The sequence below is a fragment of the Enterovibrio norvegicus genome, from assembly GCF_002876705.1.
GTDB lineage: Bacteria > Pseudomonadota > Gammaproteobacteria > Enterobacterales > Vibrionaceae > Enterovibrio > Enterovibrio norvegicus_B.
Genome location: NZ_MDAG01000013.1, coordinates 163,205 through 189,507, shown reverse-complemented (window position 1 = coordinate 189,507; position 26,303 = coordinate 163,205). Strand labels below are relative to the sequence as shown.

General features: G+C 47.8%; 22 protein-coding genes. 14 read left to right on the top strand and 8 right to left on the bottom strand.

Annotation, left to right across the window (positions count from 1 at the left end):
- Window positions 1-138: 138 nt before the first annotated feature.
- On the bottom strand, window positions 139-1,044 hold the full coding sequence (locus BCT27_RS08405) for a LysR family transcriptional regulator (protein ID WP_241908535.1): 906 nt from the start codon (window positions 1,042-1,044) through the stop codon (window positions 139-141).
- A gap of 158 nt (window positions 1,045-1,202) precedes the next feature.
- Between BCT27_RS08405 and BCT27_RS08400 the strand changes: the two genes are divergently transcribed.
- From BCT27_RS08400 to BCT27_RS08370, 7 genes are all read left to right on the top strand, one after another.
- Window positions 1,203-2,144 carry an NADP-dependent oxidoreductase gene (locus tag BCT27_RS08400; protein WP_102318641.1) on the top strand — a complete coding sequence of 314 codons (942 nt, stop codon included), beginning with the start codon at window positions 1,203-1,205 and terminating at the stop codon, window positions 2,142-2,144.
- 58 nt (window positions 2,145-2,202) lie between these two features.
- Entirely contained in the window at window positions 2,203-3,057 is an 855-nt protein-coding gene (gene hchA, locus BCT27_RS08395; RefSeq protein ID WP_102395544.1) for a glyoxalase III HchA, read from the top strand.
- A gap of 832 nt (window positions 3,058-3,889) precedes the next feature.
- Window positions 3,890-4,324 carry a DUF4402 domain-containing protein gene (locus BCT27_RS08390; protein WP_102318639.1) on the top strand — a complete coding sequence of 145 codons (435 nt, stop codon included), beginning with the start codon at window positions 3,890-3,892 and terminating at the stop codon, window positions 4,322-4,324.
- A 31-nt stretch (window positions 4,325-4,355) separates the two neighbouring features.
- Window positions 4,356-4,847 carry a DUF4402 domain-containing protein gene (locus BCT27_RS08385; protein WP_241905070.1) on the top strand — a complete coding sequence of 164 codons (492 nt, stop codon included), beginning with the start codon at window positions 4,356-4,358 and terminating at the stop codon, window positions 4,845-4,847.
- Window positions 4,844-5,533 (top strand): fimbrial biogenesis chaperone, encoded by a 690-nt coding sequence (locus BCT27_RS08380; RefSeq protein ID WP_102390212.1) that lies wholly within the window; start codon window positions 4,844-4,846, stop codon window positions 5,531-5,533. Before BCT27_RS08385 ends, BCT27_RS08380 begins: the two co-directional genes overlap by 4 nt.
- A 20-nt stretch (window positions 5,534-5,553) precedes the next feature.
- The gene (locus tag BCT27_RS08375; RefSeq protein ID WP_102395543.1) at window positions 5,554-8,025 is read left to right on the top strand and encodes a carboxypeptidase-like regulatory domain-containing protein; all 2,472 of its coding nucleotides are present in this window, start codon (window positions 5,554-5,556) and stop codon (window positions 8,023-8,025) included.
- A 195-nt stretch (window positions 8,026-8,220) separates the two neighbouring features.
- Window positions 8,221-8,514, top strand: a complete 294-nt coding sequence (locus BCT27_RS08370; RefSeq protein ID WP_102318636.1) for a winged helix-turn-helix domain-containing protein — start codon at window positions 8,221-8,223, stop codon at window positions 8,512-8,514.
- 119 nt (window positions 8,515-8,633) lie between these two features.
- Here BCT27_RS08370 and fabV read toward each other — a convergent pair whose 3' ends face one another.
- The 3 genes from fabV to mobB form a co-directional block, all read right to left on the bottom strand.
- Window positions 8,634-9,845, bottom strand: a complete 1,212-nt coding sequence (gene fabV, locus BCT27_RS08365; RefSeq protein WP_102390214.1) for an enoyl-ACP reductase FabV — start codon at window positions 9,843-9,845, stop codon at window positions 8,634-8,636.
- A complete protein-coding gene (locus BCT27_RS08360) occupies window positions 9,845-10,303 on the bottom strand; it encodes a methylglyoxal synthase (RefSeq protein WP_102318634.1) in 459 nt (152 codons plus the stop codon). The genes fabV and BCT27_RS08360 overlap by 1 nt, the downstream gene beginning before the upstream one ends.
- A gap of 179 nt (window positions 10,304-10,482) precedes the next feature.
- Window positions 10,483-11,073 (bottom strand): molybdopterin-guanine dinucleotide biosynthesis protein B, encoded by a 591-nt coding sequence (mobB, locus tag BCT27_RS08355; protein ID WP_102395542.1) that lies wholly within the window; start codon window positions 11,071-11,073, stop codon window positions 10,483-10,485.
- A gap of 286 nt (window positions 11,074-11,359) precedes the next feature.
- Here mobB and BCT27_RS08350 point away from each other — a divergent pair, with 286 nt between their 5' ends.
- The 6 genes from BCT27_RS08350 to BCT27_RS08325 all read left to right on the top strand — a co-directional run bounded on the left by BCT27_RS08350 (window position 11,360) and on the right by BCT27_RS08325 (window position 18,219).
- Complete coding sequence (locus BCT27_RS08350; protein ID WP_102258970.1) at window positions 11,360-11,866, top strand: hypothetical protein; 507 nt, start codon at window positions 11,360-11,362, stop codon at window positions 11,864-11,866.
- Between the two features lie 118 nt (window positions 11,867-11,984).
- Entirely contained in the window at window positions 11,985-13,247 is a 1,263-nt protein-coding gene (locus BCT27_RS08345; protein WP_102395541.1) for an endonuclease/exonuclease/phosphatase family protein, read from the top strand.
- A 155-nt stretch (window positions 13,248-13,402) separates the two neighbouring features.
- Window positions 13,403-14,401: a BMP family lipoprotein gene (locus tag BCT27_RS08340; RefSeq protein WP_102395540.1), complete on the top strand. Its 999-nt coding sequence runs from the start codon at window positions 13,403-13,405 to the stop codon at window positions 14,399-14,401.
- 182 nt (window positions 14,402-14,583) lie between these two features.
- Entirely contained in the window at window positions 14,584-16,128 is a 1,545-nt protein-coding gene (locus BCT27_RS08335) for an ABC transporter ATP-binding protein (RefSeq protein WP_102318630.1), read from the top strand.
- Window positions 16,125-17,258: an ABC transporter permease gene (locus BCT27_RS08330; RefSeq protein WP_017012972.1), complete on the top strand. Its 1,134-nt coding sequence runs from the start codon at window positions 16,125-16,127 to the stop codon at window positions 17,256-17,258. Before BCT27_RS08335 ends, BCT27_RS08330 begins: the two co-directional genes overlap by 4 nt.
- Window positions 17,245-18,219 carry an ABC transporter permease gene (locus tag BCT27_RS08325; protein WP_102318628.1) on the top strand — a complete coding sequence of 325 codons (975 nt, stop codon included), beginning with the start codon at window positions 17,245-17,247 and terminating at the stop codon, window positions 18,217-18,219. Before BCT27_RS08330 ends, BCT27_RS08325 begins: the two co-directional genes overlap by 14 nt.
- Before the next feature lie 65 nt (window positions 18,220-18,284).
- Here the strand turns inward: BCT27_RS08325 and BCT27_RS08320 are convergent, their stop codons facing one another.
- The 3 genes from BCT27_RS08320 to BCT27_RS08310 all read right to left on the bottom strand — a co-directional run bounded on the left by BCT27_RS08320 (window position 18,285) and on the right by BCT27_RS08310 (window position 21,005).
- Window positions 18,285-18,542 (bottom strand): hypothetical protein, encoded by a 258-nt coding sequence (locus tag BCT27_RS08320; protein ID WP_017012974.1) that lies wholly within the window; start codon window positions 18,540-18,542, stop codon window positions 18,285-18,287.
- Between the two features lie 164 nt (window positions 18,543-18,706).
- Complete coding sequence (locus tag BCT27_RS08315; protein WP_017012975.1) at window positions 18,707-18,958, bottom strand: hypothetical protein; 252 nt, start codon at window positions 18,956-18,958, stop codon at window positions 18,707-18,709.
- Between the two features lie 181 nt (window positions 18,959-19,139).
- A complete protein-coding gene (locus BCT27_RS08310) occupies window positions 19,140-21,005 on the bottom strand; it encodes an ABC transporter ATP-binding protein (protein WP_422385949.1) in 1,866 nt (621 codons plus the stop codon).
- A gap of 334 nt (window positions 21,006-21,339) precedes the next feature.
- Between BCT27_RS08310 and BCT27_RS08305 the strand changes: the two genes are divergently transcribed.
- Complete coding sequence (locus tag BCT27_RS08305) at window positions 21,340-22,905, top strand: eCIS core domain-containing protein (protein ID WP_241908534.1); 1,566 nt, start codon at window positions 21,340-21,342, stop codon at window positions 22,903-22,905.
- Between the two features lie 68 nt (window positions 22,906-22,973).
- Here BCT27_RS08305 and BCT27_RS08300 read toward each other — a convergent pair whose 3' ends face one another.
- The gene (locus BCT27_RS08300; RefSeq protein ID WP_102395538.1) at window positions 22,974-26,135 is read right to left on the bottom strand and encodes a chitinase C-terminal domain-containing protein; all 3,162 of its coding nucleotides are present in this window, start codon (window positions 26,133-26,135) and stop codon (window positions 22,974-22,976) included.
- Between the last annotated feature and the right edge of the window lie 168 nt (window positions 26,136-26,303).

The following is a 26,303-nucleotide window of genomic DNA, read 5'->3' as shown; positions in this document are numbered from 1 at the left end:
GAAAGCCGCGGTATTTCGTTCTTTGGAGCGGATTGCCGCGGCTTTTTTGTTTTTGGTGATCAGTGAATTTAGCGAACATGGCATTTAGCAAACGTAGCTCTTAGCGAACGTATTTTTTAGCGAACAAAGCAATAGCATTTAGCGATGAAACGTAGAGGGGGCTTTCTCAAGCAGGAAGTCTACCAAGGCACGGGTTTTAGCCGGGATAAACTCCCGCTCAGGGTAAACCACATAGGTCGGGAGGCCACCCACCGCCTGATACTCTTCAAGTAACGGCACGAGTTTTCCCTCTTCGATGGTGTTCCCTAGCAAACCTCTGTCGAGCAACAGCACACCGACATGGTCCAATGCAGCAGAGACCAGCACACCGGGATCATTGACGGAAAAGGGCCCTGACACAGTGACGTCTTCTTCTCGGTTGTTCCCGATAAACGACCAGGTGTTCATGGTGACTTTCGTGCTGCGGTAATAGAGACAAGGATGATTGAGCAAGTCTGATGGTTTTTTTAACGGTGGTGCGGTTTCCAAATACGTTGGGCTGGCGCAAAGTACCCAAGACACATCCCCAAGTTTCCGCGCGATCAAGGTTGAATCTGGCAAATACCCCACACGAATCGACACATCGATGTTTTCGGCAACCATATCGACGAAACGGTCTTCCAACTGCAAGTTAATGGACACATCCGGGTAACGTTTTAGGAACTCTGTCATCAACGGCGTAATGTGTATTCGTCCTTGTGCCGCAGGGCAAGAAACCTTCAGTTCCCCCGCCACCACAGACCGAGAGTCTTCGCTGATGTGCTCTATGCGCTGGAGCGCTAACTCGACATTGTGCGCTTCTTGCAGCACTTTTCGTCCGACGTCTGTGAGCATGATTTTGCGGGTCGTTCGGTTGAAGAGTCGCGAACCAATTTTCTTTTCTAGCGCCGCGAGCTGCTTACTGACCGATGACCGACTGATCCCTAATAGCTGTGCTGCTGCCGATAAACTGCCCTGGCGGTTTATATGAGAAAAGAGAATCAATTCCTGCATATTTTCATTCATTAATGCCATTTCCATACCAATTGTTTCCAATTTGTAAACAATATAGTGATGGTTTCGTGTCTAATCAAGAGGGTAAAGAAAGGTTACGATTTGCTCACATTGATACTCAACAGCGCTTGGTTGTTTGGGTATGTAAACAAACCCAAAGGAGAAGCATGATGAGCAATGTAATGAAAGCAGTACAGATAAGTGATTTTGGCGGTCAGAACGTGCTTGCGTTAAACACGATTGATATTCCAACACCCAAGGCCGACGAAGTGCTAATCAAAGTACGTGCTGCATCAGTAAACCCTGTTGATTGGAAAATCCGTGAAGGTTACTTACAACCATTGCTCAATCACTCACTGCCTTTAACCCTTGGCTGGGATGTTTCTGGCGAAGTGGTCGCAACGGGCGACAATGTAACAAGTCTTACTATCGGTGATGCGGTGTATAGCCGCCCAGAGATCGCAAATAACGGCAGCTATGCTGAGTACATTGTTGTTTCCGCTGACGAGGTTGCCATCAAACCGGCGTCACTAAGCTGGCAAGAGGCTGCTGGTGTGCCGCTTGCAGCGTTGACGGCATGGCAAGCTTTGAATGAATACGTGCAACTCAAAGAAGGGGAACGTGTACTCATCCATGGCGGTTCAGGTGCGGTAGGTCAGTTTGCTATTCAATTGGCCAAACTTCGCGGCGCAACGGTGTACACCACGACGTCTTCACGCAACACTGAACTTGTGTTGGGGCTTGGCGCTGACCATGTGATTGATTACCGTGAAGAAGATTTCTCAACACTTGAAGATTTGGATGTTGTGTTTGACACCATTGGCGGTGACACGCAGGACAACAGCTTTAAAACGCTGAAAAAAGGCGGTCGCTTGGTCTCGATTGCGAAGACACCTGAAGAAGACAAAGCGGCGGCGTTCGGTGTGAATGCATCATTTTGCTTTGTTTTGCCGAACCGCGAACAGTTGGAAAAACTAGCAGTGCTTGCTGATGCAGGTCAGTTGACGGTCAATATCGATAGCGAATTTGCCTTAAACCAGGTTGCAGAAGCCCACGCTCGCAGTGAGACAGGTCGAGCACAAGGTAAGATCATTATTAATGTTTCTGCATAACGTTGAAGAGGGGACTTTGTTGCCCCGTTTAACGATGTGCTTATAAGGATATTTGGATATGTTGAAAAAGTTATTTGGCCTTGCCCCTAAGCGTGAATCTGATGGGTCTTACTCACCGTCGAAGCTTGCATTGAAACTCGCTACATCTGATAAAACAGATTACGAGAGCGTCACGTATCGTCAGTACCAAGGCAATCGCTCAAAAGTGTTGGTGATTTTCACTGAACAAAAAAACATGCAAATGCAAAATGGGAAACAATTCTCGACAGGAAATCATCCTGTAGAAGCTTTGTTGCCGATGCTGCACTTAAAAAATGCGGGCTTTGATTTCGATATTGTGACACCGACGGGCAAGCCTGTGATATTCGAAATGTGGGCGTTTCCTAACAAAGATGACAACGTCGTCGCATTCTTTGACGAATACAAATCACGCTTCGAGCAACCAGGATCGCTGGCAGACTTCGTGAACACGTCGTTCAGTGAGAGCGATGCGTATGCGGCAGTTTTCATTCCGGGTGGGCATGGTGCCATGCTGGGCATTCCGGAAGACATTAACGTAGGTAAAGCACTGCATTGGGCGAACGACAATGGTTTGTTCACTATCACGCTTTGTCATGGTCCGGGTGCATTGCTTGCAACGTCGTTAGAGGGAAATGAATTCCTTTATGCTGGCTACAAGATGGCTGTGTTCCCCGATTCCGTGGATGATGTCACGCCGAAAATAGGTTACCTGCCAGGGAAGATGCCTTGGGGCTTGAGCAAAAAACTCGAAAGTCTTGGCGTTACGCTAATGAATACTAAGTCAGACAAGACTGTGTGCCTCGATCGACAGCTGATCACGGGGGCGAGCCCAATGGCGGCAGATGCACTTGGTAAATTAGCGGCGAATACCTTGTTGGATTCACTGAAGTAACGCGTATAAATCAACGCTATTAAAGCATTGAATACAATGCTGCTACGAAACGGGTGTGTGCCATTTCTGCTTGCGCACACTCGTATAATTTTATGTGCTCACTCTACATCTTCGTTCACGTCAACACGTTGGCCTTTTCGCCGATACCTCAACACTACGCGTACTTGCCTTCCTCTTCGTCAGATTTCACAACAAAGGTGAAAAGTCCACATTGGCCATGATGTGCGCCTCTGTGTGAATTGTCTTCACCGCGAAAATGGTATCTATCGCTCAAGTTACGAGCTCGACATGTCTAAAAAAACGTATCAGTGCTTAGGGCTGCGCGCACCAGATAAAAGTACCTGATTTTGTGTCTCATATTAGGGCTTGTAAGAAGGGGGTACTGATATAAATATGAGTTATTTCTTGATGTTTAGGTTGTCATTTCTGCGAGGCTTCTTATGTGGAACCATGTGTTTTTTTCGCTGACGTAAATCACGGAGTGACTAATTTTTTAGATATTTTCGACCTGTAATGCGTAACGCTTTTATTTAGAAATAATTGCTAGCTTTTCCAAATGAGGAATACCTGTTTAAAACGCGTAGCCGTTGATTATGTCTTTTGGCATAGTTTTGCCACCAAATGTGATGCTTATTCCATTTATCAATCTGGCGGGGGTATTGATAACAAAAAATTAATAAAAAGATTAATTGGCGTGTATTTTTATTTCTGAGGCGTTTTTAATTTTCTAGTTTATTAATTTGTCTCATTAATAATAAAATATAAATTGCTTTATTGTTTTGTCTTAAAAATGATATGTAATTAATTCTAATTAAATATAAGAGGTTGAGCTATGGATGGTTTATTTAAAGTCGCAATTATTTCCGTATTTACTTTTGGTGCTACGAATGCACTGGCGGTGAGTGATACGTTTAATGCGACGTTAGAAATAAAACAAGCGATCTCAATGACAAAAACATCTGATCTTGATTTTGGTTTAATCACTTCTGATCAAGCGACAGATGTTGTTGTTGCCAAGTCTGACAGTGGTGCGGCTACATTTACTATCAGTGGAGGTACAGGTGAAGTTGTTGATGTGGCGATTTCAAACACTAACTTGGTCAATGGGGCGAATACTATTCCAGCAGAATTCAGTTTTGACCCGAGCCTTACCCTCACAGGGGGAGCGGTTGAATTGAAAATTGGTGGCACTGCAAAAACGGCGGGTGCAACGTTAGTGGCAGGCACGTATTCGGCAAATGTGCCTGTTGATGTTACTTATCAATAATGAATTAAGTGGCATATAACGTTTGATAATTATGGCGACATTACTTGGTTTTTTATTGAGCAGTTTAGGGTTGTGTCGCCATATCAATATTTTTAAATCCAGAGTATTTATATTATTTGTTTTCTCAGTGACGTCTTTGCCCTGTTTTTCTCTTTGTATTGTTCCAGAAAGAATGAAGCTTGAATTCTCTGGCTTGTATGTGACAGGAATCAATCAAAAAGCGAAATCAACGCCATTTTATAACCGAGTGGACGTGGCGAGGTTTTATGTGGAAGGAAAGCCAGGTAAAAACGTTGTTGTGACTATTCCGCATCGCCAATTTTTGTATAAAAAGGTTGGAAGGGAGCGATTGAAAATTAACCGGTTCGTCTATGGCTGTGGACTGTCAAAAAGAGGAAGTGTGAGGATCAGGGCCAATGGGAGAACACCGTTGTTGTGTATTGGTGCTGTCGTGAAAATCCACGCCAAAAATTCTGCGGGTAGGTATTCCAGTGCTATTCGCTTTGAGGTGAATTATAAATGAAGTGTATCCTGCTGGCCTTGTTCGGTTTCATTGTCTCTTTTCCCGCAACGTGTCAATTGCTGATTGCACCCACGCGGTTTGTGTTAGATGCAGAACGTTCAGTCACTGAAAAGATCGTTGTTGAGAATACCTCAGATCAGCCGCTTCGATTGGACATTAAGGCAGTCTATCGGCCCATTGCGTCTCAAGGTGTGCGTCGATTAAGTGATGATGTTGAAAGGGAGGAAGATATTTCTGACTTTCTGCAAATATCCCCGCCCATCATTCGGAAACTTAACCCCAATCAGCGACGCACCATAAGACTGCGGCTAAAGACCTTGCCGTCAGACAAAGCCAAGGGGGAATACCGCGCATATGTCCGCTTTTCTCCGACGGTGAGTGTGGCGTCGACTGGGGAAGACAAGACCGCTTCCGCCTTCGCACTGAACTTCAAGCTCAACACTTATATCCCAGTTTATGTTCAAAAAGGTCAACCGACGCAAGATGTCTCTATTCAGTGTGAGGCAAATGGAATTCGTATCCAAAACAAGAGTAACTATCAATTCAACGCATTGTTGAAGTACGGGGATTGGACACAAAACTTGGTTGTTGTGAGAAACGCTGAACTGATCAAAACCCTGCCCAATACCACTCCCGAAGCGCAATTGATTCAACATGAGCAAGTCCTTCAGAGGTGTTCGTTCTAAACACGCAAATTTAAGGCAGAATGAAGTACAGCAATATCTGTTTATTTTTATTGTTCTCTCTCTTGTTGATTATTTCTGGCTATTTACATGCCTCAGATGAATTTGACGATGATCTGTTCGACGCTCACATTGAAGTGCATGTTGGGCAGGCGGGAGACAATTTCTATCGTGTGAGAATGGATGAGGATGAGCAGCCTTATCTTTCGCTTGGTGATGGGTTCTTTGAACTTATAGACATGGCGGGAGAGTGTTCAGAGGAGAGGTGTGAAGCCTATCTGCCACAGGATACGCATCGTGAATCGCCACCCTTTGTCATTGATGGCATGCGTGAACGTTGTTACCGAGGCGATGCCGAACAACGGAGTGTGACTCTGATTGAGGATGGCGGTGATTTGCTCATCCACTGGCAAAGCGTTGAAGCGTGTTTGCCCGTTAAGGTTAGGTGGTCCATTGATGACTATCGGTTAAACATTGAGCCTTTGTTTACCTCATCTGCCGAGCTTCGTAAGAAAGCGAAATTACTCAAAGAAACGACACGGCAAGAAGCCAAAGCGATAGCACTTCAAACACGAAAACCTGCAATTAATCCCGAAAACGGCGTTGGATTCTCGAGCCGTTTTGCTATGACGTCTGCTTACCATTCACGTACCCATCAGGACGTTTTCGTTCTGTCCGACTCGCTCATCAGTACGCAACATTCCTATTCAAGGTTATCTATCGATTCACGTGCTGATGACCCCATCGTGTATTACAACGTTGAAGTTCATGACGATAAACACGAAACGTCTCTTCAATTGGGGCACGTATTGCTTGATGGCGGGATTTTCTCGAGACCTCAAGCGCTAGACAACGGTGTTTACTACACAAATCGAAAACAGATAGTTGAGTTCGGCAATCTGCAGTTAGAGCGGACGACAGATCCGAACATCAATATTGATGTGTTGGTAAATGGCATTTATCAAAACGCTTATCAATCCGACGATTTTGGACGCTTCGTTGTTGAAGAGAACAACATTGCCCCAGGTGATGTTTTAACGTTCCGTTACTACTTAGACAGCGGTAATTGGATGGATGAGCAAGTTGTTGTTGCAGGGCTAGATGAAGCCTTTCTAATGAAGAATCAATGGGGCGTTGACGTCGTCGCAAATGGTGGTGGTAACCATGAAACGGCGGCTGTTGTTGAATACGGAATAGACAGTTACTTGACCGCTGGTGGCACAGCGTTTACATCTGAAAACGAAGACATTTTCGCGCTGCAAATGCGTTATCTTCCCGCACATTGGCTTGCAGGATACATAGGCTTTGTGCCGTCTACAGATCGCTTTCCCGTTGAGTTGGAAATACTGTTCGATACGCACCAATCATTGTCTATTGAGTGGAATAAATCCGATGTTTTTGAGTCCAGCGAAGACACTTACGATAGCGTTAAGTATTACGGGTCGCTCGACAGTGTGAGCGTTAGTGCCAATTTAACGCGTGAGGAAGACCTGTACCGAGCGGTATCTCGCATCAATACAAAAGTAGCTAAGAGCCTATTTTTGGCTGTGGAGTCCGATTACACAGCGTCTCGAGACATGCAGAGACATACGTCCTTATTCAGTATTGAGTTAACGAAAAGCGGGTTTTCGGATACATCATGGCGTGTGAAAACACAATGTGACGATCATGGTCAATTTCAGCAAACAGATGCGTCACTTCGGTACAGCTGCAAAGGTTGTCGATTGGGTGGTTTCCTTAACACAGACACTGTCATTACAAACATTTCCTCCCGCTACCGTGACGATAACGTTGACGTGCACGGATCCATTGAAGCGAGGTTTAATTCCAACCTGTTGATCAAGCTTTATGGTTCATCAGAGGATGTCGGTATTGAGTTGACGGCTCAGTTTGGGGCTAAGGCGTATGTTCCTGGTCGTTCTGTCGAAGAGGTCGACACCTTTCTCCCACCCATGGACATTGAATACACTGATTGGGACAAGTATGACGCGGCAAAGCTCAAAGGGAGGGTGATTGACGCTAAGGGCAATGGTGTTGCTGGTGTGGGGCTGAAGGTGATGAATCAACGAACAAAAACGCAAGCAGATGGACAGTTTGAACTTCGCGATGTGCCAGTGCGAAACAACCTGTCTATTTTCATCGATGAAGGCTCGTTGGATTTAAATCTCATGCCAGAACAAAACCCCGTCTATGTGAATACGCGGAGAGTTGCGGTGACAAAACCTACCATTTCTTTGGTGTCTTCGTTTGGTATCGATGGACACCTCCATGGTGATTTTCCGCCTGATGGGTATCTTCATTTCTTGCATATAGAAAGCCAGTTGGAGTATTCCAGCGAGATTGAAAGGGACGGATTTTTCATGGCCGAAGGGTTAACCGCCGGACGTTACATGGTGACACTAGACGTTGATGGTAAAGAGAGGGTTATGGAGACCTCATTTGATGGAGATTTCTGGATTGGAGGGCTTATGTATACGGTGTCTGATTTCCAATGATGGTCTGCTTTATCCATGTGTCTGTTCTGGTCGCGAGGCCACGCCTGAGACATTGATGTGAAATAATGCACAGTCTTTAGCTTATTGTTCAATAAACGGTTTATCGCTTGGTGAGAGGGGTTACACTCATCTGACTGTAAATGAAACGGTGGCGACGCAAAGCGTCTTCGGCCACGAGCGATAAAGGACATCGTCTTGACTAAACCGAGTAAAACCAAAACCAGCTTCTATCGCCGATTGTTAGTGGCATACCTCATTGACCAAGGGGTGAACACTGTTCCTTCGTTGATGCAAGAAACGGGGATGCCAAGACGCACGGCGCAAGACACCATTGATGCATTGTCTGAGTTGGATGTGCGCGTAGAGTTTGTTGGTGCAAACAAAAATGGTGGGTATGAAGTCAAAGATTGGGGCGCGATCAACCGTACGTGGGTGAAAAAGCATGCTGCTGAATTACGTGAAGTCTTAGGCTATCCCAATAGCCAATAGCCAATAGCCAATAGCCAATAGCCAATAGCCAAATACGGCCATTAGGCTAAATCTTTACCAAATAGACGAACAAAACGCAGATTGTATGGATGATCAATCTGCGTATATGGAAGGTACGGTTAAGGTCGTAACGTTTTTAATGCATCCAAACTGATTTCTGTTTGGTAATCCACGTCATCAAAACCAAAGCCATTGAGTTGCAAAAATTCTTGATACAACCCATCAAAATCCCCTAATTCACGAAAGTTATCCGGATTCAATAAAGGCAGAATGTCATTAACGGCATGTTGCACGTCGTCGCTTAACTCCCAATCATCAACGCGGATCAAACCTTCTTCATCTCTGTCGTCAGTGTTTGGCCATTTTTGATAGAAAAGACGCACCATTTGCTCGATGCATTGCTCATGCAAACCTTGCGCTTTCATGGCTTTATAAAGCACTAACAAATAAGGCGTTAAGCCGGGAATGAACACGCTGGCTTTCGTTACTAACGCTTTGCACACCGCAACATCTGCGTGGCCATTGAGTGGCGCGAGCAGTGTATTAATGGCGGTGCGTGTTTGATGGAGGTCAATCTTGGCTTTGCCTAAGGTGCCGCCATGATAAATGTCATGGGTGTGTTCAGGCCCAATATAAGAATAAGACACCGTAGAGCAGCCTTCCGCCAGCAAATGGTTGTCAGACAAAAACGACATCCAATGTAGCCAGTCTTCACCGCCCATGACCTTGATGGTTTCATCCACCTCTTGCTCTGTTGCAGGAGGGAGTGTCATCAGCGAGAGTGATTGCTTTTCGAGGTCTATCGAATATCCGGATACCGTTTTGCCAACGGGTTTGATGGCAGACCGCCAGAACTCACCCGTTTCAGGGTTAGGTCTCACGCCCGTTGCCAGTGAATACACCACCATGTCGACCTTTCCGCCAAATTGACGATGAATGGTGTCGGCAACACGTTGGCGAACATCGTCTGAAAATGCATCGCCAATGATGTTGCTGGTGGTTAGGCCCGACGCGTCAGCTTCTTCTTTAACAAACACATTGTTGTACCAACCCGCGCTGCCAACCCCTTTTTCAGAAGGGCCACGCTCGAAAGACACACCAATGGTGGATGCCGCCGCAGGGCCAAACATCAATGCGATGCGAGATGCCAGCCCAAATCCAGACGATGCCCCCAATATAAGTACACGTTTGGGTGTGCTTTCTTTGGCGGCTAGCGCATTTGATTGAACGAGTGCACGTACGGTTTCAATGTGATCTTTTACCGCTGCTTGGCAGCCGTAAGGATGGCAATTACGTGCAACAACGCCCTGGATTTGAGGCTGGATGATCATCAGTGCAGACGCTCAGCGAGGTACGCTTCGTAGTCAGGGATCTCTGTATCCACGTCTTCGCTCATCATCGGCGAGCTAATCATGAAACGTGCTGATGCACGGTTGATGGCAACGGGAATGTTCCATACTGCTGCGATGCGAAGGAGTGCTTTGACATCTGGGTCGTGCGGAACGGCACTGAGTGGATCCCAGAAGAACACCAACATGTCTATTTTCTTCTCACAAATCAGCGAACCGAGTTGCTGGTCACCGCCCATCGGGCCGCTCATTAAGGACGTTATGACTAACCCTGTTTCTTTAGAAATGATGTTCCCAGTGGTGCCAGTGGCATAAAGGATGTGCTGCGCGAGCATCTCTTTGTTTTCTTTAACCCAACGCAACAGCTCAGATTTACAGTGGTCGTGCGCAACGAGCGCGATGTGTTTTTGTTTTTTGACGCTACGAGTCGTTGACTTCATGTCTGTATTCTTTCTTCTAGTGTGTTATTGAACAGTATTGTGATCACTTTGACTGGTTTGAGCGACACATGAATCTTCATTTCCTGACATTGATCGTCTATTAACAAGCTACATTATTAACTGTATGGCATGTTTTAACGATGAAGGCGGAAAACTTGCTGTGGGTGAATGATGAAACGCTATTCACCGTGATTCGCGTCTTTTTTACCGTAGCCAAGGTAACGTGCTTGATCGGTCGCCGTGTTGAGCCAGTGTTTAATAAAACCTGCAACCGCCTCGTGACTATTGATATCGATTTGTGGGATATCGTTTGAAACAGGTAGGGGATATGCACTGTCAGTGGCTATCGCGATGATGTCGTCATCATGTTCACATAACAAGGGTTTTTCATGGCTTGGTCGATGAACTTCAATTTTTGTCAGGCTTGTATCACGAAACCCTTCGACTAAAACGATGTCCAATTTATTGAGATCAAGTTGGGCGAGGCATTCTTTTAGCTCTGGCTCGCGGTCTTTGTCGTCATGGTATTCAAAGAACAGCATATGGCGAGAAGAGGTGGCAAGTAATAGCTGGTCGGATCCAGCATACCGAAGGCGATAGCTGTCTTTCCTTGGTGAGTCTGGTTCAATGTTGTGGTGGCTGTGTTTTAACAGCCCAACGCGCAATCCAGATTGCTTGAGTAGAGGAATGACACCTTCTAGCAAGGTGGTTTTGCCTGAGCCGCTGTATCCGGCGAAGCCAATAACAGGTTTGAGTCTGGTGGTGTGCATGTTCTGTGTTGCCTTAAATGAAAGCGGTTATTCCAAAAAGTGATAAACGCCGAATTTATGGTGACTCCTAACAAAGTTAAGACGGTCACCTTGGTAAAGAATCGCTACATTTAGCAGTAGTCGTACCGTTGTTGCATATGGTTATGCCTGAAAGAGGACAGGTGCGGACAACTTGAAGAGAATATGACAGGGCAGCTAACGGATGGTTTCCGTTGTCATTTCTTGGTTGGTTCCGCTGTAGCCTCAGGCGTCTCTTGAATACACTAGATTATCACGGAGCGATAATATGTGGGTTACTCTCGATTTTGAAGCGTCGGGATTGTCAGACGCTTCCTATCCGATAGAAGTGGGTTATTGCTTACCCGATGGAAACAGTATCAGTTTGATCATTAACCCGGATTCATCCCCTGAGGGATGGCAGTACTGGGATGAGTTTGCGGAAAAGGAAATCCACGGTATAAGCCGCCAGCAATTGGTCACGCAAGGCGTCTCGGTACTAGATGTTTGCACGCATTTGAACAATGCACTGTGTTATTACGATGATGTGCTTTGCGACAGCCAATGGGATTTGTTTTGGCTTGGGCGGTTATACAAAGCCGCACACATGCGGCCTACCTTCACGTTAACAGAAGTGGGGCATTGGCTGCGTGATAAAGAGGGCGTTTGCCGAGAAGATTTCTTGTCGGCGTTGGATGCACTTGGGCCCGCGCCACATCGAGCGGAGCCTGACGCGCAATATATTCGTCGCGCGCTTTCTTCGGTATTGAAGGAAAAAGTACACGTTTCTTCATAGGCCGTTGCCTGCTGAAGTGTGATTCATGGCGCTCGCTTGGCAGTAGGTCTTTGGTTGTAAGGTCATCGGCCCAAGGTGATAGGGTAAGTGACCATGAAAAGTGACAAGGAGACATGCCTTGTCCACGGTGAATACGCTACTATCAGCGTATTCACTCTTTTTGGTCGCTTTCATTTACATGTCTTCTTCAGATTCTTCTTTTCACACATTGCCTTCTGACGCTGAACCTAACGGCGCAATCTCTTGCCGCTTTGCAACGTTCAACGTTGCTATGTCTGCAGACAATGCGGGCGACATGTTTGAAGCGCTGAAAAGTGCAGATGACCCTCGTATTTCAGCGCGATTTAACAACCTCGCAGCCATCATTCAACGTGTTCGTCCTGACGTGCTTTTGTTGTGTGAATTTGACCACCTTGGTGAAGGTGGTGATGACGGCATGCTGGCGTACTTTCATGAGCATTTTCTTGGCAAACCCCAACAGAGCCAGTCGCCGATTTCTTATCCGTATCGCTATTTGCCCCCAACAAATACAGGTTTAGCCATTCAGCAAGGTATGGATGTGTCCATAGTGCCTCAAAAAGCACACGGCTTTGGGCGTCATCATGGGCAATATGGTTTCGTGGTGCTGAGTCGGTATCCGATTGATGCTGATAACATTCGGTGTTGGCAATCGCTGCGATGGGCTGACATGCCGAACCATCGCATGCCGAAAAACTTCTTCGACAAAGAGACGGAATCCGCCTTGCGTTTGTCTTCAAAGAACCATGTCGTTGTGCCCATTAACGTGGGCGAAAAAACGATCCATCTGATTGCCTGTCACCCGACACCGCCGGTTTTCGATGGCAAAGAACGTCGAAACCTACGCAGAAATGCGGATGAGCTTCGCTTGATCAGCGACATCATCGAGGATGCGGCGTATTTGGTGGATGACGCGGGACAATCTGGCGGGCTTAGCGCGGACGATACTTTTGTTGTGATGGGGGATCTTAATGCGGATCCCACCAATGGCGACGGCGATAAGAAAGTGATTCAAGGTCTGCTTACCCATCCAAGAATCAAGCCTTCATCCATGCAGACCGCGTTACCTGAAAATAATCATTTACCGCGACACATTCCAACCAGTGACGGAGCGATTGAGTCGCTTTCCGGTTCGCGAACCAAACACAAATCAAGAGCAACACACGCAAGAGGATTACGACTCGATTACGTGTTGCCATCGAACGATCTTAACGTGGTTGACGGTGGGGTGTTCTGGCCACGCTCATCATCCGAGACATATGATTTCATTGCCGACGAAAGTGGGCGAGTCGTTTCCTCTGTTTCTTCCGATCATCGGTTAGTTTGGCTGGATCTTGCTATAAATCATGGTGAAACACGCTGATTTATAGCGATTTGCATACGGCAAATGCTTTGGGTGTGTGAATACGTTCAAGATTTCATCTATTGAGACGCGATATACAGTGCTCGAAATGTAACTTAAATGTTAATGTTAACAATTCGGTGAAATATTGGACCTCTATTGACGGAGTAGCAAGGATGAAAGCAATCACCTCATTAGCCGCAGCAGTTGCGCTTGGCATCGTGTCAGCATCTGCACATGCAGCAGCATTTAAGCCCTCAGTCGTTTTTGACATGGGTGGCAAGTTCGATAAATCATTCAACCAAGCCGCGTATACTGGCGCAGAGGCCTTCAAAAAAGAAACGGGCGTCAGCTATGGCGAGTTTGAAATCACGAACGAAGCACAGCGCGAACAAGCAATGCTGCGTATGGCACAACGTGGTTTTAGCCCGATTGTTGCAGTGGGTTTCCAACAAGCGCCGATCGTAGAAAAAGTCGCGAAGCAATTTCCGAAAACACAATTCGTCATCATTGATGCCGTGGTTGACCTGCCAAACGTACGTTCAGTGGTGTTTAAAGAGCACGAAGGGTCGTTCCTTGTCGGTGCGCTTGCTGTCATGAAAAGTGAATCTGACAAAGTCGGCTTCGTTGGCGGCATGGATATTCCTCTGATCCGCAAATTTGCATGTGGTTATGAGCAAGGTGCCAAATTCCAAAGTGCAGACGCTGATGTTGTTCAGAACATGACAGGCTCTACGCCTGCCGCTTGGAATAACCCAACCAAAGGCGCAGAGCTGGCAAAATCTCAGTTCGATAAAGGCGTTGATGTGGTGTATGCCGCTGCGGGTGGTACAGGCGTTGGTGTTTACCAAGCTGCCGTTGATGAAAGCAAATATGCCATTGGCGTGGATTCAAACCAAAACTACCTGCACCCAGGCGTGATGTTGACGTCTATGGTTAAGCGCGTTGATGTTGCGGTTCAAGACGCGTTCAACGATGCGAAAGCGGGCGAGTTCACTCCGGGTCTTCAAGCACTAGGTTTGAAAGAAGGCGGTGTTGACTGGGCGCTGGATGATTACAACAAATCACTCGTGACACCAGAAATGGAAGCGCGCGTGAAACAAATTCGTGATGCCATCATTTCTGGAAAAATCGTGGTTCACGATTACTTCAGCACGGATTCTTGTGAGTATTAATCGCTAAAATGTTCGCCCCCTGAACATGCTTTGGGCGTGTCAGGGGGCGAATTGCTTTATGCCGTTAACTCGGTGGGGCAATGCGCGAAATACGTCGGATAAACCCGTGTTCGTGCTCACTATGGAAACGTATCGTTCTATTGCTTCGCCTTGATGTCCCATTTTAATGCCAAGGAGTAGGCATGACTCATCCCGCAATCCAACTGCGTGGAATCAACAAACGGTTTGGCGCGGTTCACGCAAATAAAGACATCGATTTATCGGTCATGCCTGGCACTATTCACGGCATTGTCGGGGAAAACGGTGCAGGTAAATCGACATTAATGTCGATCCTCTATGGTTTCTATCAAGCCGACACTGGCACCATCGAAGTCGATGGCGAAACCGTCAATATCCGCAATTCTCAAGATGCAATTTCTCATGGTATAGGTATGGTGCATCAGCATTTCATGTTGGTGGAAACATTCTCTGTATTAGAAAACGTGATGCTGGGTGCTGAAGGGCACAGCATGCTTAACGTGGCGACAAAAACCGCACGCACTGCGTTGGAAAAAATCGAGGAAGATTATGGCCTAACGGTCGATCTCGATGCCATTGTGGGCGAGTTGGCGGTTGGTCTTCAACAACGGGTCGAAATTCTCAAAGCCTTCTATCGCGGTGCTCGCATTCTTATTCTTGATGAACCTACAGGGGTTCTGACACCGCAAGAAACAGAACAATTCTTCGATATTCTTAACACCCTCAAAGCGCAGGGTGTCACCATCATTCTTATCACGCACAAATTAAAAGAAATCATGGCGATCACGGATTCTGTGTCCGTGATGCGTCAAGGCACCATGGTCGCGCACCGTGAAACGGCGAACACCAACGTGGATGAACTCGCTGAACTAATGGTGGGGCGCAAAGTGCTCTTAAGTGTGGATAAAAGCGAGGCCAAACCGGGCGATACGCGCTTATCTGTGCAAGATGTGTCATGGAAAGACAACCGTGGTGTTGAGCGACTGAAATCCCTCAATTTTGAATTGCGAGCTGGCGAGATCTTGGGTGTTGCCGGTGTGTCTGGCAATGGTCAATCCGAACTCTTGTCGGTGCTTTCTGGTGTCATGACCCCGCAGCAAGGCGAGTTTTCTGTTTCGACCAGCAAAGGGAAAACGCTGTTTACCTCAACGGTTAAACGTGATGCTGCAAAAATGCGTGCACTGGGTGTGGGCCATATTCCGGAAGACCGAATTCGGCAGGGTATGGTGAAATCCATGCCTGCGTCTGAAAGTGCGATATTAGGGTTCCAACACGATATTGCTTACGGCAAAGGGTTATTTAACCCTGTTGCGATTGAAGATGCGACAAGGCACATGATGACGCAATACGATGTTCGCCCTGTGGATCCGCATTTGAAATCTGCCAACTTCTCCGGCGGCAACCAACAAAAACTCATCATCGCCCGTGAAATGCTGCGTGAACCTGACGTGCTTTTGGTGGGGCAACCGACGCGCGGTGTGGACATTGGTGCCATTGAATTTATTCACCGTAATTTGATTGAAGCGAGAGATAAAGGCGCGGCAATTTTGCTGGTTTCTACCGAGTTGGAAGAAATCATGTCGCTGTCTGATCGCATCATTGTGCTGGTGGATGGCGAGATCACTGGCGACGTAATCGCGAAAGACATTGATGAACGAGACCTTGGTAAATTGATGGCGAATGCGGCACAGCAGGAGGGCGAGGAATGAGCCAACCACAAGAAGGTGCCCCAACGTGGGTGAAAATATTTTTAGTCCCACTGATTCAGCTTACCGTTGCACTCGTGATTTCCAGCTTAGTGGTGTTGCTGGTTGGGGAAAGCCCGACAGCAGCTTTTAGCGTGATGATCCAAGGGGCGACCAACCTTGAATACGGTGGCCTGAACAATACCTTATATTACGCCACCAATTTTGTGTTTACTGGCCTTGCTGTGGCCGTCGCTTTTCATGCCGGTTTGTTCAATATCGGTGGTGAAGGGCAGGCTTACATTGCAGGTTTAGGCATCGGCATTCTGATGCTGGTGTTGGATGATACGCTCTCGGTGTGGTTGATGGCGCCTCTCGCGATCATTGTTTCTGCGGCATTTGGTGCACTTTGGGGGGCGATACCGGGTTACTTGCAGGCTAAACGTGGCTCGCACATCGTGGTAACGACCATTATGTTCAACTTCATTGCATTCTCTGTCATGGGGTATGCATTGGTCGAGCACATTGCCAAATACGGCGGTAACTCAACAGATTCCCGTTATTTCAACCCAGAAGCGGTGTTCCCTAAGCTCTATGAACTGGCAAGCAGTTGGGGCTATGAACTGCCATTTTCTCTGCTGAACCCCTCCATTATTCTCGCGTTAATCGTCGCTTATCTTGTTTGGGTAATGCTGTTTAGAACCCGCCTTGGCTATGCCATTCGCGTGGTGGGTCAAAATGCAGATGCAGCGGAATATGCCGGTATCGACGCCAAGAAGATCATCATCATTGCGATGACGATTTCTGGTGCCTTAGCGGGCTTAATGGCCGTCAACGAAGTCTTTGGGGCGCAAAATCGCTTGATACTGAACTTCACGGGTGGCTTTGGCTTCATTGGTATTGCGGTGGCGTTAATGGGGCGAAATCACCCTTTCGGCATCATCGTTGCTGCATTGCTTTTTGGTGCGCTTTACCAAGGGGGGACGGAGCTGCAATTCGAGATGCCAAGCTTGAATCCGGAGCTGATCATGGTGATTCAAGGCCTCGTGATTTTCTTCACGGGCGCGTTGGACAGAATGATCCGCAAACCGGTAGAAGGCTTCTTCTCTCGCCGTCGTTCGAACGATAAGGAGGCAGCAAATGGAACTGTTTAACTGGCTACTTTCCTCTGCTGATTCCACGTTACGTCTCGCCGTACCGCTAATCTTTGCGGCAATGGCAGGGATCTTCTCTGAACGAGCTGGGGTCGTAGATATCGGTCTTGAAGGCAAGATGCTGTTTTCAGCGTTTGTCGCGGCGGCGGTGTCTTATGTCACAGGGAATCCTTGGCTTGGATTGTTCGCTGCCATCTTGGGGTCGATGTTACTGTCGTTGATTCATGGTTATGCGTCGATCACTCAAAAGGGCGACCAAATTATCTCCGGGCTGGCGGTTAATTTCTTTGCCTCTGGAATGACAATTACCCTTGGTCACGCGTGGTTTGAGCGCGGCGGTCAAACGCCATCGTTGAACAGTGACCAACGTTTTCTTCCCTCCGAATTGCCAGGTGCGGAATGGTTGGGTGAAACCGTGCCTTATTTAGGCCCTTTGTACCGTGATGTCATTTCAGGGCATAACATTCTTGTCTATTTGGCGTTTGTTGCTGCGGTTGTGACTTGGTGGGTGCTGTTCCGCACGCGCTTTGGATTGCGTTTACGTGCGGTGGGTGAAGAGCCAAATGCGATTGATACGGCAGGTATCTCTGTTGTTTGGCTGCGGTACCGTGCGGTACTGATTGCGGGTTTACTTTGTGGGCTTGCAGGGGCGTATTTATCAACCGCGCAAAACGCCGCGTTTGGTAAAGAGATGACCGCAGGGCAAGGTTACATTGCGTTGGCTGCGGTTATCTTTGGTAAGTGGCAGCCGCGTAACGCGTTGTTAGCATGTTTGCTATTTGGTTTCCTCTCTGCGCTAGAAACACGGATGCAGGGCGTCGATATACCGCTGATTGGTGTGCTTCCAACACAAGTGTTCTCTGCATTGCCTTACGTGTTAACCGTGGTGTTGCTAGCAGGCTTTATCGGTAAAGCCGTTGCACCGAAAGCCATCGGGCGGCCTTATGAGAAAGAACGTTAAACATCTGAGTGGATAGCAGACATAAAAAACGAGGGCAGATGCCCTCGTTTCTTTTTGGTGGTTTGTTAATGGTCGAGCTTTCTCGAAAACTTCTGACCAATGACGAAGCCACAGCCAAAAATGGCGGCAAAAACCAATACTGACAAAACATACGCCAGCATTTCTGGCACACCAAGGCCCCAAGCAAAGGTGAATGCGACACCCATAAAGGCATCATTCAACCATTCTGAGTAAGGCGCATTGTTGGTTTGACCCATCAAGGCGATAAACGCAAGTAGAAGAATTAACCCTACTTTAATGCCAACCAGTGTTGAAGTGCGCATACACAGCTCCGAATTTCATTTGGCAGCAGTATACGCCAGCGCAACATTGTTAGAGAAACAGCTTTTTCAATTAATTGCGCGCGCTTTCGCTCTCTGAGTGTCTACTCGTTATGAAAGCCAAGGCGCGGCAATCTCATTTCTTTAAAGGTTGCCATCGTATTGGGTTACAAGCACTGCGCGAGCGCGCCTTTTTTGGTCGCGGCCATGACACACCCACGTGCGCTGTCGTCAGCTGCCTTACATTGGCTCATGAGTTCACCCGCACTTGGTGCCATGGCACCCAGCACTTTCTGTGCATGTTTCACTACCTCACCGCATTTACTCTCAGGCACGGGATCGTGACCGGAACATGCGATAAGGCCGAAAGAAAGGAGAGACGTACAAAGGATTTTTGTTGCGGTGTTAGCGAGTTGCATATCGTTTTCCTCGTTGGGTCGATTTCTACTAGCTAAGCGTAGGAGAGGAATTCCTTTGTTGCGACATCTGTACTTTTTGAGAAACAAAAAAGAGGTGCTTAACGCACCTCTTTTGAAGGAAGGACACAATTCTTACTAAGTTTGCGTCCTCGAACAGCGGTGTCTCGCGACATATTTTTGGCTAGTCGCCAATAAACCCACCCGTTTGATGCTGCCAGAGTTGCGCATAAATACCGCCACTGGCGATCAATTCTTGGTGCGTGCCTTCTTCGGCGATTTCGCCATTATCAAGCACGATCAAGCGGTCCATTGCGGCAATCGTTGATAAACGGTGCGCAATGGCAATCACGGTTTTTCCTTCCATGAGCTGATACAAGCTTTCTTGAATCGCGGCTTCCACTTCTGAATCTAACGCGGAGGTGGCTTCATCCAAGAGCAGAATTGGCGCATCTTTCAACAACACGCGAGAAATCGCTACACGTTGACGCTGGCCGCCTGACAATTTCACGCCACGCTCACCGACTTGAGAGTCATAGCCAGTGTTGCCGTGTGGGTCAGACAAGGTTTCAATGAAGTCATGGGCCTGCGCACGTCGGCTGGCCTCATGCATTGCATCTTCGCCCGCATCGGGATTGCCATACAGAATGTTATCGCGGATTGAGCGGTGTAATAACGATGTATCTTGCGTCACCATGCCGATGTTGGCGCGTAGCGAGTCCTGAGTGACTTCTGAAATGTTTTGGCCATCAATGCGAATCGTGCCGCCTTCAACATCATGAAAACGCATCAGCAGATTCACAAGGGTAGACTTACCTGCACCTGAACGGCCCACTAACCCCACTTTCTCGCCCGGCTTGATGTTGAGGTTTAGTTTCTCAATCACACCTTTGCCTTCGCCATAATGGAAGCGCACATTGTCGAACGATATTTCGCCTTTGGGTACATTCAAGGCTGGTGCGTTGTCTTTGTCGCTGACTTCCACAGGTTTCGATAGTGTGGTCATGCCATCAACAACAGTGCCGATGTTTTCGAACAGCGAGCCGATTTCCCACATGATCCATTTCGACATGCCGTTAATGCGGAGCGCCAAACTGACTGCAATCGCAATTGCACCAACGCTGATGGCTGAATCTAGCCATAACCAGATTGAGATAGCAGCAATAGAGAACACCAAGGTGTAGTTAATGATTTCTACCGCGATGTTAAAGCCCGTTGCGAGTCGCATTTGGCGGTGCACGGTATCAAGGAAGGTATTCATGCCTTCTTCTGCATATTCCGTTTCACGGTCAGTGTGCGAGAACAGCTTCACGGTAGCGATGTTGGTGTAGCTGTCGACAATACGTCCCGTCATGAGTGAGCGTGCGTCAGCTTGTTCTGTCGATACCGCTTTCAGGCGAGGAACGAAGTACATTTGGATGCAAATATAAGCAAGCAGCCAAATCAGGAGCGGGATCATTAAACGAATATCAGCTTGTCCAACCATGATTAACATGGCCGTGAAGTAGACGCTGATGTACACCGCGACATCCAACAACTTCATGACGGTTTCGCGTATAGACAACGCGGTTTGCATGACCTTGGTTGCAATGCGTCCTGCAAAATCGTTTTGGTAGAAGCTAATGCTTTGCTTGAGTAAATAACGGTGCGCTAACCAACGAATCGACATGGGATAGTTACCAAGCAACGATTGGTGCAACACAAGAGAATGCACGGTGACAAGCAATGGCATACCGACAAGAACCAATAAACCCATGCCGATCAGCGTTGAGCCTTCTTGCTCTAGAAAGGTGTCTGGGTTTTGGCTGGTTAGCCAATCAACCATTTGCCCCATAAAACCGAACAGAGACACTTCCGCCACTGCAATCAATGCAGTAAGGATCGACATCGCGATGAGTGGACGTTCAAACCCTTTTGTGTAGTGACGACAAAACGCCAGCAAACTGTTGGGTGGTTGTTCCGTTTGAGATTGAGGGAACGCGGCGGTGACCCGTTCAAAAAGTTTATAAATCATGGAACCTTCACGAAAAGAAGAAAGAAGAGACAACATGTTGTTGCTAGTAGATCTGTGCCTATGATACGACGCAACGGAACAAAAGAGCAGCGTGTTTGTATGAAAAATCCTACTGCATAGGATCAATATCCCTAAAGTGTTTTCGGGTGTCAGGATATTTAATGACAGTGTATTAAGTACTGTGAATTGCTAGAAATCAGAAGCCTTCTTTTCTGTGGATCAACTAGGGTAACAGCACGATGTGAGGCAGATGAACTGAATCACAACAACCGTGAGGAAGTGACCTATGTATGCGAGTTGTCACAAATGCGGGGGAGAGCCAGCGTTGACGAACGGCTTTTCTCTTGCCTCTCGAGGTGCCCGAAGCGCGATGTTAGAAAGACAGCGTCACGCTGTTGTTCCTCTGCACACTGATGTTCCTCAGCACGCTAATGTACCTCAGAATAAACAGCATGAAAGCGACTTACCAACCGCTGCGTGTTCTCAGCCTGTGTTGGGTCGGCGGGAAATAGAAACGTCGCCGATTGGTATTCAAATGATCAGTAAAGAGACGTTGAATTCGGAGAGTGCAGAACGGGAAGCAGACTCCGTGGCGGAGCAAGTCACACGTTCGCCAGCGGCACCCCCTTGCCTTGCTTGTCAGAAGAAGCTCAGTGATGCTTCGCCTTCTCGACATACAGTTCGCTTGTCGAGGCCGCAAATCCCGAAAAACCTTCAAAGCATCATCCCCAGTGGCGGGTCGCCCTTAGATGCGTCCCTTAAACAAGACATGGAACAACGCTTTGGTTATGACTTCTCGCATGTTCGTCTTCATACTGACTCTCGAGCCGCGAGCAAGGCGTCTGGCTTAAATGCAAGAGCGTACACCGTGGGAAGCAACATTGTTTTTAATCGCGGGGAATTCCAGCCAGATCATTCTTCGGGGCGCAAGACACTGGCGCATGAACTCACGCATGTGGTGCAGCAATCACAAGCGGGGCGCTCGACAACGCAGTTTTTAAGTGAAGCGGACTGCTCACAAAACTGCTCAGAAAAAGACGGCAATACCACGGAAACAGGCAAATTTTCTATCACGGCGTTTGCTGATAAAGAAGGGCCATTTCTGCTGTTACCTGCCACTCAAAAGGTGGGTCATGCGTGGGTCAGGCTGCAAGATGACAAAGGGAATTTGTGGACATACGGTTTTTGGCCAAAAGAAGGGTATGATGCGACCGACATGAAAGCCGATGTGGACGGCTGTGTGCATCATCCAGACATCACAAGTCACAATAAAAACAACCCCGCCAGACAAACATTTGAGCTGACCGCTGAACAATTTAATGCAGCGTACAAATTTGCCGTGAAAACCTGTAAGGATCGGCCGAAATACAACCTGTTTGGCCTGCAATGTACGGAGTTTGTGAAACAGATGCTTGCTGCCTCAGGTCAAGGCAGTACAGGTGGGTTTGGGCTGATATGGGAAAGCCCAAATGCGTTGGCGTCATGGATAAAGACCAATGCGTTGGTGCTCGGTATGAATACAACAGGCGCAACCTCTGCCGACGATCAAGCAGGCCAAAGGTCGGTGGGTTTCGATTTACGCTACCGTCATCAGTTCTATTCGTTGTTAGGCAACAAATTACGGTTGTATGGCATGGGACGTGCCGAAATCAGTAAACCTGTTAAAGCAGGCGCTGCGGGGTTTGGCTTAGAACTCAACACGCAAAAAGTATGGCTTCCGGAGCTGTACCTAGAAACGGGTGCGACCATTGGGGATTTGAATCCGACAGCAGGGAAAAACGAATTGGGTGCAGGGATAATGGGCAGTGCGGGATTGCGTTATAGCATCGATGAGTTGGCGTTCATTGGTGTTGAATACAACGTTGTTAAAGACATTGTGAATAAAGATCCTGAGCTGCACCGTTTGATGTTTAGTATCGGTTTACGCTTGTTCTAACGAAAAAAGCCAACTCATGAAGAGTTGGCTTTGATTTACGCTTTCTAGCTTCTAGCTTCTAGCTTCGATTAGCCACACACGACAGACCAGCTGCCATCGCTTCCTGGAACAGACGATGTCCACCAGTTCGCTTTGTACACTTTGCCTTCATGAACGATTTGGTCACCTGAACCCGCGTGGGTAGGGGTGCCTTGCCAATCGGCTTGTGGCCAGTTTGGATATACATTTAAGCCAGTGGTGTCACAGGTACCTGGGTTTGGATTGTCAGGGTTACCTGGATCTGTCGGTGTTGACAGGTCAGCCAGAGGCAAATCGCTGTACTCAAACGCGAACGCATAATCTACGCCGTTAATGTTAACTGTGTAGTTCGCTGGGCCAGAGATTGGGAGGTAGTAAACCATATCCAATTCATAGCTTTCGCCAGCTGGTAGTGATTTCCAAGCTGGTAGCGAGAAGGCTGCACGGTGCATAACACCTTCCAAGCCGCCGATGTTGTCAGCTTTCGTGTGACCAGAAGCAATCACTTTCAAGCCACCACCACTTTGGTCCTTCGCGTTATCTGGTGAAGATGTCGGAATATCGAATTGGAATTCCGTGCCACCAGGTAAGTCAGTACCTGTGTTATTAGTGAAGATGACTTTCGGGTTGATTGGGTAGTTTTGGTCACCCACTTTGAAGCCACCAACGCTAACGGCAATGTCTACTGCTTGTTCAGGCATTGCTGTTTCAGACAGCTTGTTACCATATGGCGCTGCCGCCGCGAACTTCTCGTAGATCGCGTTGGTCATGCTGTTACCCATGTGGAATTCACCGTTACCGGTTTGACAAGCCACTTCGGTTTTATCAATGGTGGTTGAACGGTTGCCGTTTGCATCAAACACATAACAGTTGTAGTCGCCCGCAAGCTCCCAGAACATGATGCCGCCGATGCCTTTATCGACAATGTAGTCAGATTTAACAGAAACAGAGTCGACATCTTCTGTAGACAGGAAGACTTTCTTCTCTGCGTTCCACAACCAAGGTGCTACTGCCACTGCGTCGTAGTTGCGGGCATAAGAACCAGTCAGTACGTCAGATGGGTCGTTCGCTGGATCTAGCTGATAAGCCGTTGCATACGAACCGAAGACGCCATTTTCAAGGTTCTTCGCGTGCCACATTGGGTTAGAACCTGCACCCATTTCTTCGCCGAGTGAGTTCTTGTCGTGCCACATGTTGTCGATGCCGATAGCACCGTTACCACAGTTGTTCTTCTCACCTTCGCCTGTACCAGCAGCACATTCAGCTTGGTTAGGCAGTGCAGCTTTACCCCACAGACCGTTTTCACCGCCTGTTACGCCTTGCCAACCGCGGGTGTAGTAAGGAACACCAATGTTGATACGACCTGCTGGCATAGAGCCGCGGAAGTAATGGTAAGCCCAGTCAGTGTTGAGGTAGCCCATGCCGCCATATTGGCTAGTGCCATAAACGTTCCATGCTGCTAGCTCGGAGTCTTTACCTGTATCGAACAACGCAGCGTTATGACCAACGTGGTCATTCCACGCACCATGCAAGTCGTAAGACATGATGTTGACGTAATCAAGGTACTTAGTGACATCGAACGTTTCCATACCACGGAGTAAGTAGCCCGAAGATGGTGACGCGATGGTCAGCATGTAGTGAATACCGTCTTGTTCAGACGCAATGTCGATCTTCTCACGAAGTACGCGCATCAGTTCTTGGTAAGACGCCCATAGGTATGGACGAAGCGGTTCCATTACTGCTTTATCATCTGGGTTACCCGCGCCCGCCATAGAGGTTGGGTATTCGTAGTCGATGTCGATACCGTCAAACTTGTAGGTACGAATCATTTCAACGGCAGAGGCCGCGAATTTCTCGATACCCGCATGGTTGATTGAACCGTCAGAGTTTGTGGTCATCGAGTAGAAGCCACCATCGGCGATACGGTCGCCGTTTTCAGCAAAGTGACCACCTGTTTCCGCCCAGCCACCGATAGAAATCAGTGTCTTAACGTCATGTTTTTGCTTGTACGTTGCAAGTGCACCGAAGTGACCTTTGAAGCCCAATGCAGGATCAACCTCAACGCCTGGCCATTCTTTGCCTGTTGCTGCGTTGTTTGGATCGTTGACGTTACCCACGTTCACTTTACCGTCAGAGCCAATGCTCACGAAGGCGTAGTTAATGTGTGTGAGTTGTTCCCAAGGAATGTCATCAACAAGGTATTGCGCTTGCGGGTCATCGCCTGAACGCCAGCTTGTGAAGTAACCGATGATACGGCGAGGGTGGTCTGCCCCCATGTCTTCACGGCCTTCAGCATCGTAAATCGTACAGTAAGGCACGTTTACGCCAGGTGTTTGGTAAAGACCTTCTGGGCGACAGTTAGACACGGTTGGAGCGCCAGTGACTTGCACTGAAACCGTGCTTGAATCGGTGGATGCGCCTTTGTCATCTGTCGCTTTTGCATACAGTGCGATGGTGCCTGCTTTGTTAGCAACCCAATCAAGCGTAAATGGCGCAGCGTTGGCGGAACCAATCAACTGACCCGCAGCATAAAAATCAACGTTGGCGACTGAGCCGTCGGCATCTGCTGCATCGGCGCTAAGCGTAACGGTTGCACCTTGGTCTACAGCAGCAGAAGAAACAGCCAGTGAAACAGTTGGGGCTTCATTGTCAGGAATGATGACATCAGCAGCAACGGTGAGGCTTAATGCTGTGCTTTCAGTCACTGCGCCTTTGTCGTCTTTTGCTTTAACAACAATGGAATGTACGCCTTCTGCAGCAGTCCAAGATGCGGTGTAAGGAGAAGAAGCATCTTTCGCAATAGAAGCGCCATCAATGAAGAATTCAACGTCTGTCACTGAACCATCAGCATCGGCAGCAGAGGCACGAAGGGTGACGACATCGCCAGCAGTCACTGAATCAGTGGCTGTTGGTGCGTCGAGTGAAACGGTGGGTGCCTGATTGTCTGGTGGTGTGCCGCCATCGCACACATCAATTTGTTTCCATTCTTTAAAGTCACCAGAAGACGTCGCTGGGCTGTTACCCATGGTCCACCAATTTGCGGTGTAAACCTTATCATTCTGCTGAACTTTAGAACCGCCACCGTAAGCTTTATCCGCTTGCCATGTTTCGATGTTCGTACAGTCGGTTGCAGCCTGCGCGTTGAAAGCAAACATACACGCGACGGCAACTGCCGATAGCGTGAGTCCTTTGCTCTTGCGTGATACATCCATTGTTCTATCCCTCGAAAAATTAAACTACTTATTGATTAGTATTTAAAAAGCGCCACTTAAATCGCGCTTCTAATAAAGTAGAGAAGTTTCAAGAATGAGACATGTCGAAAATGACCAGATTTAGATCTCTACTCACTAAGTGGAGGGAAAAGCTTCGTTGTCTTGGTA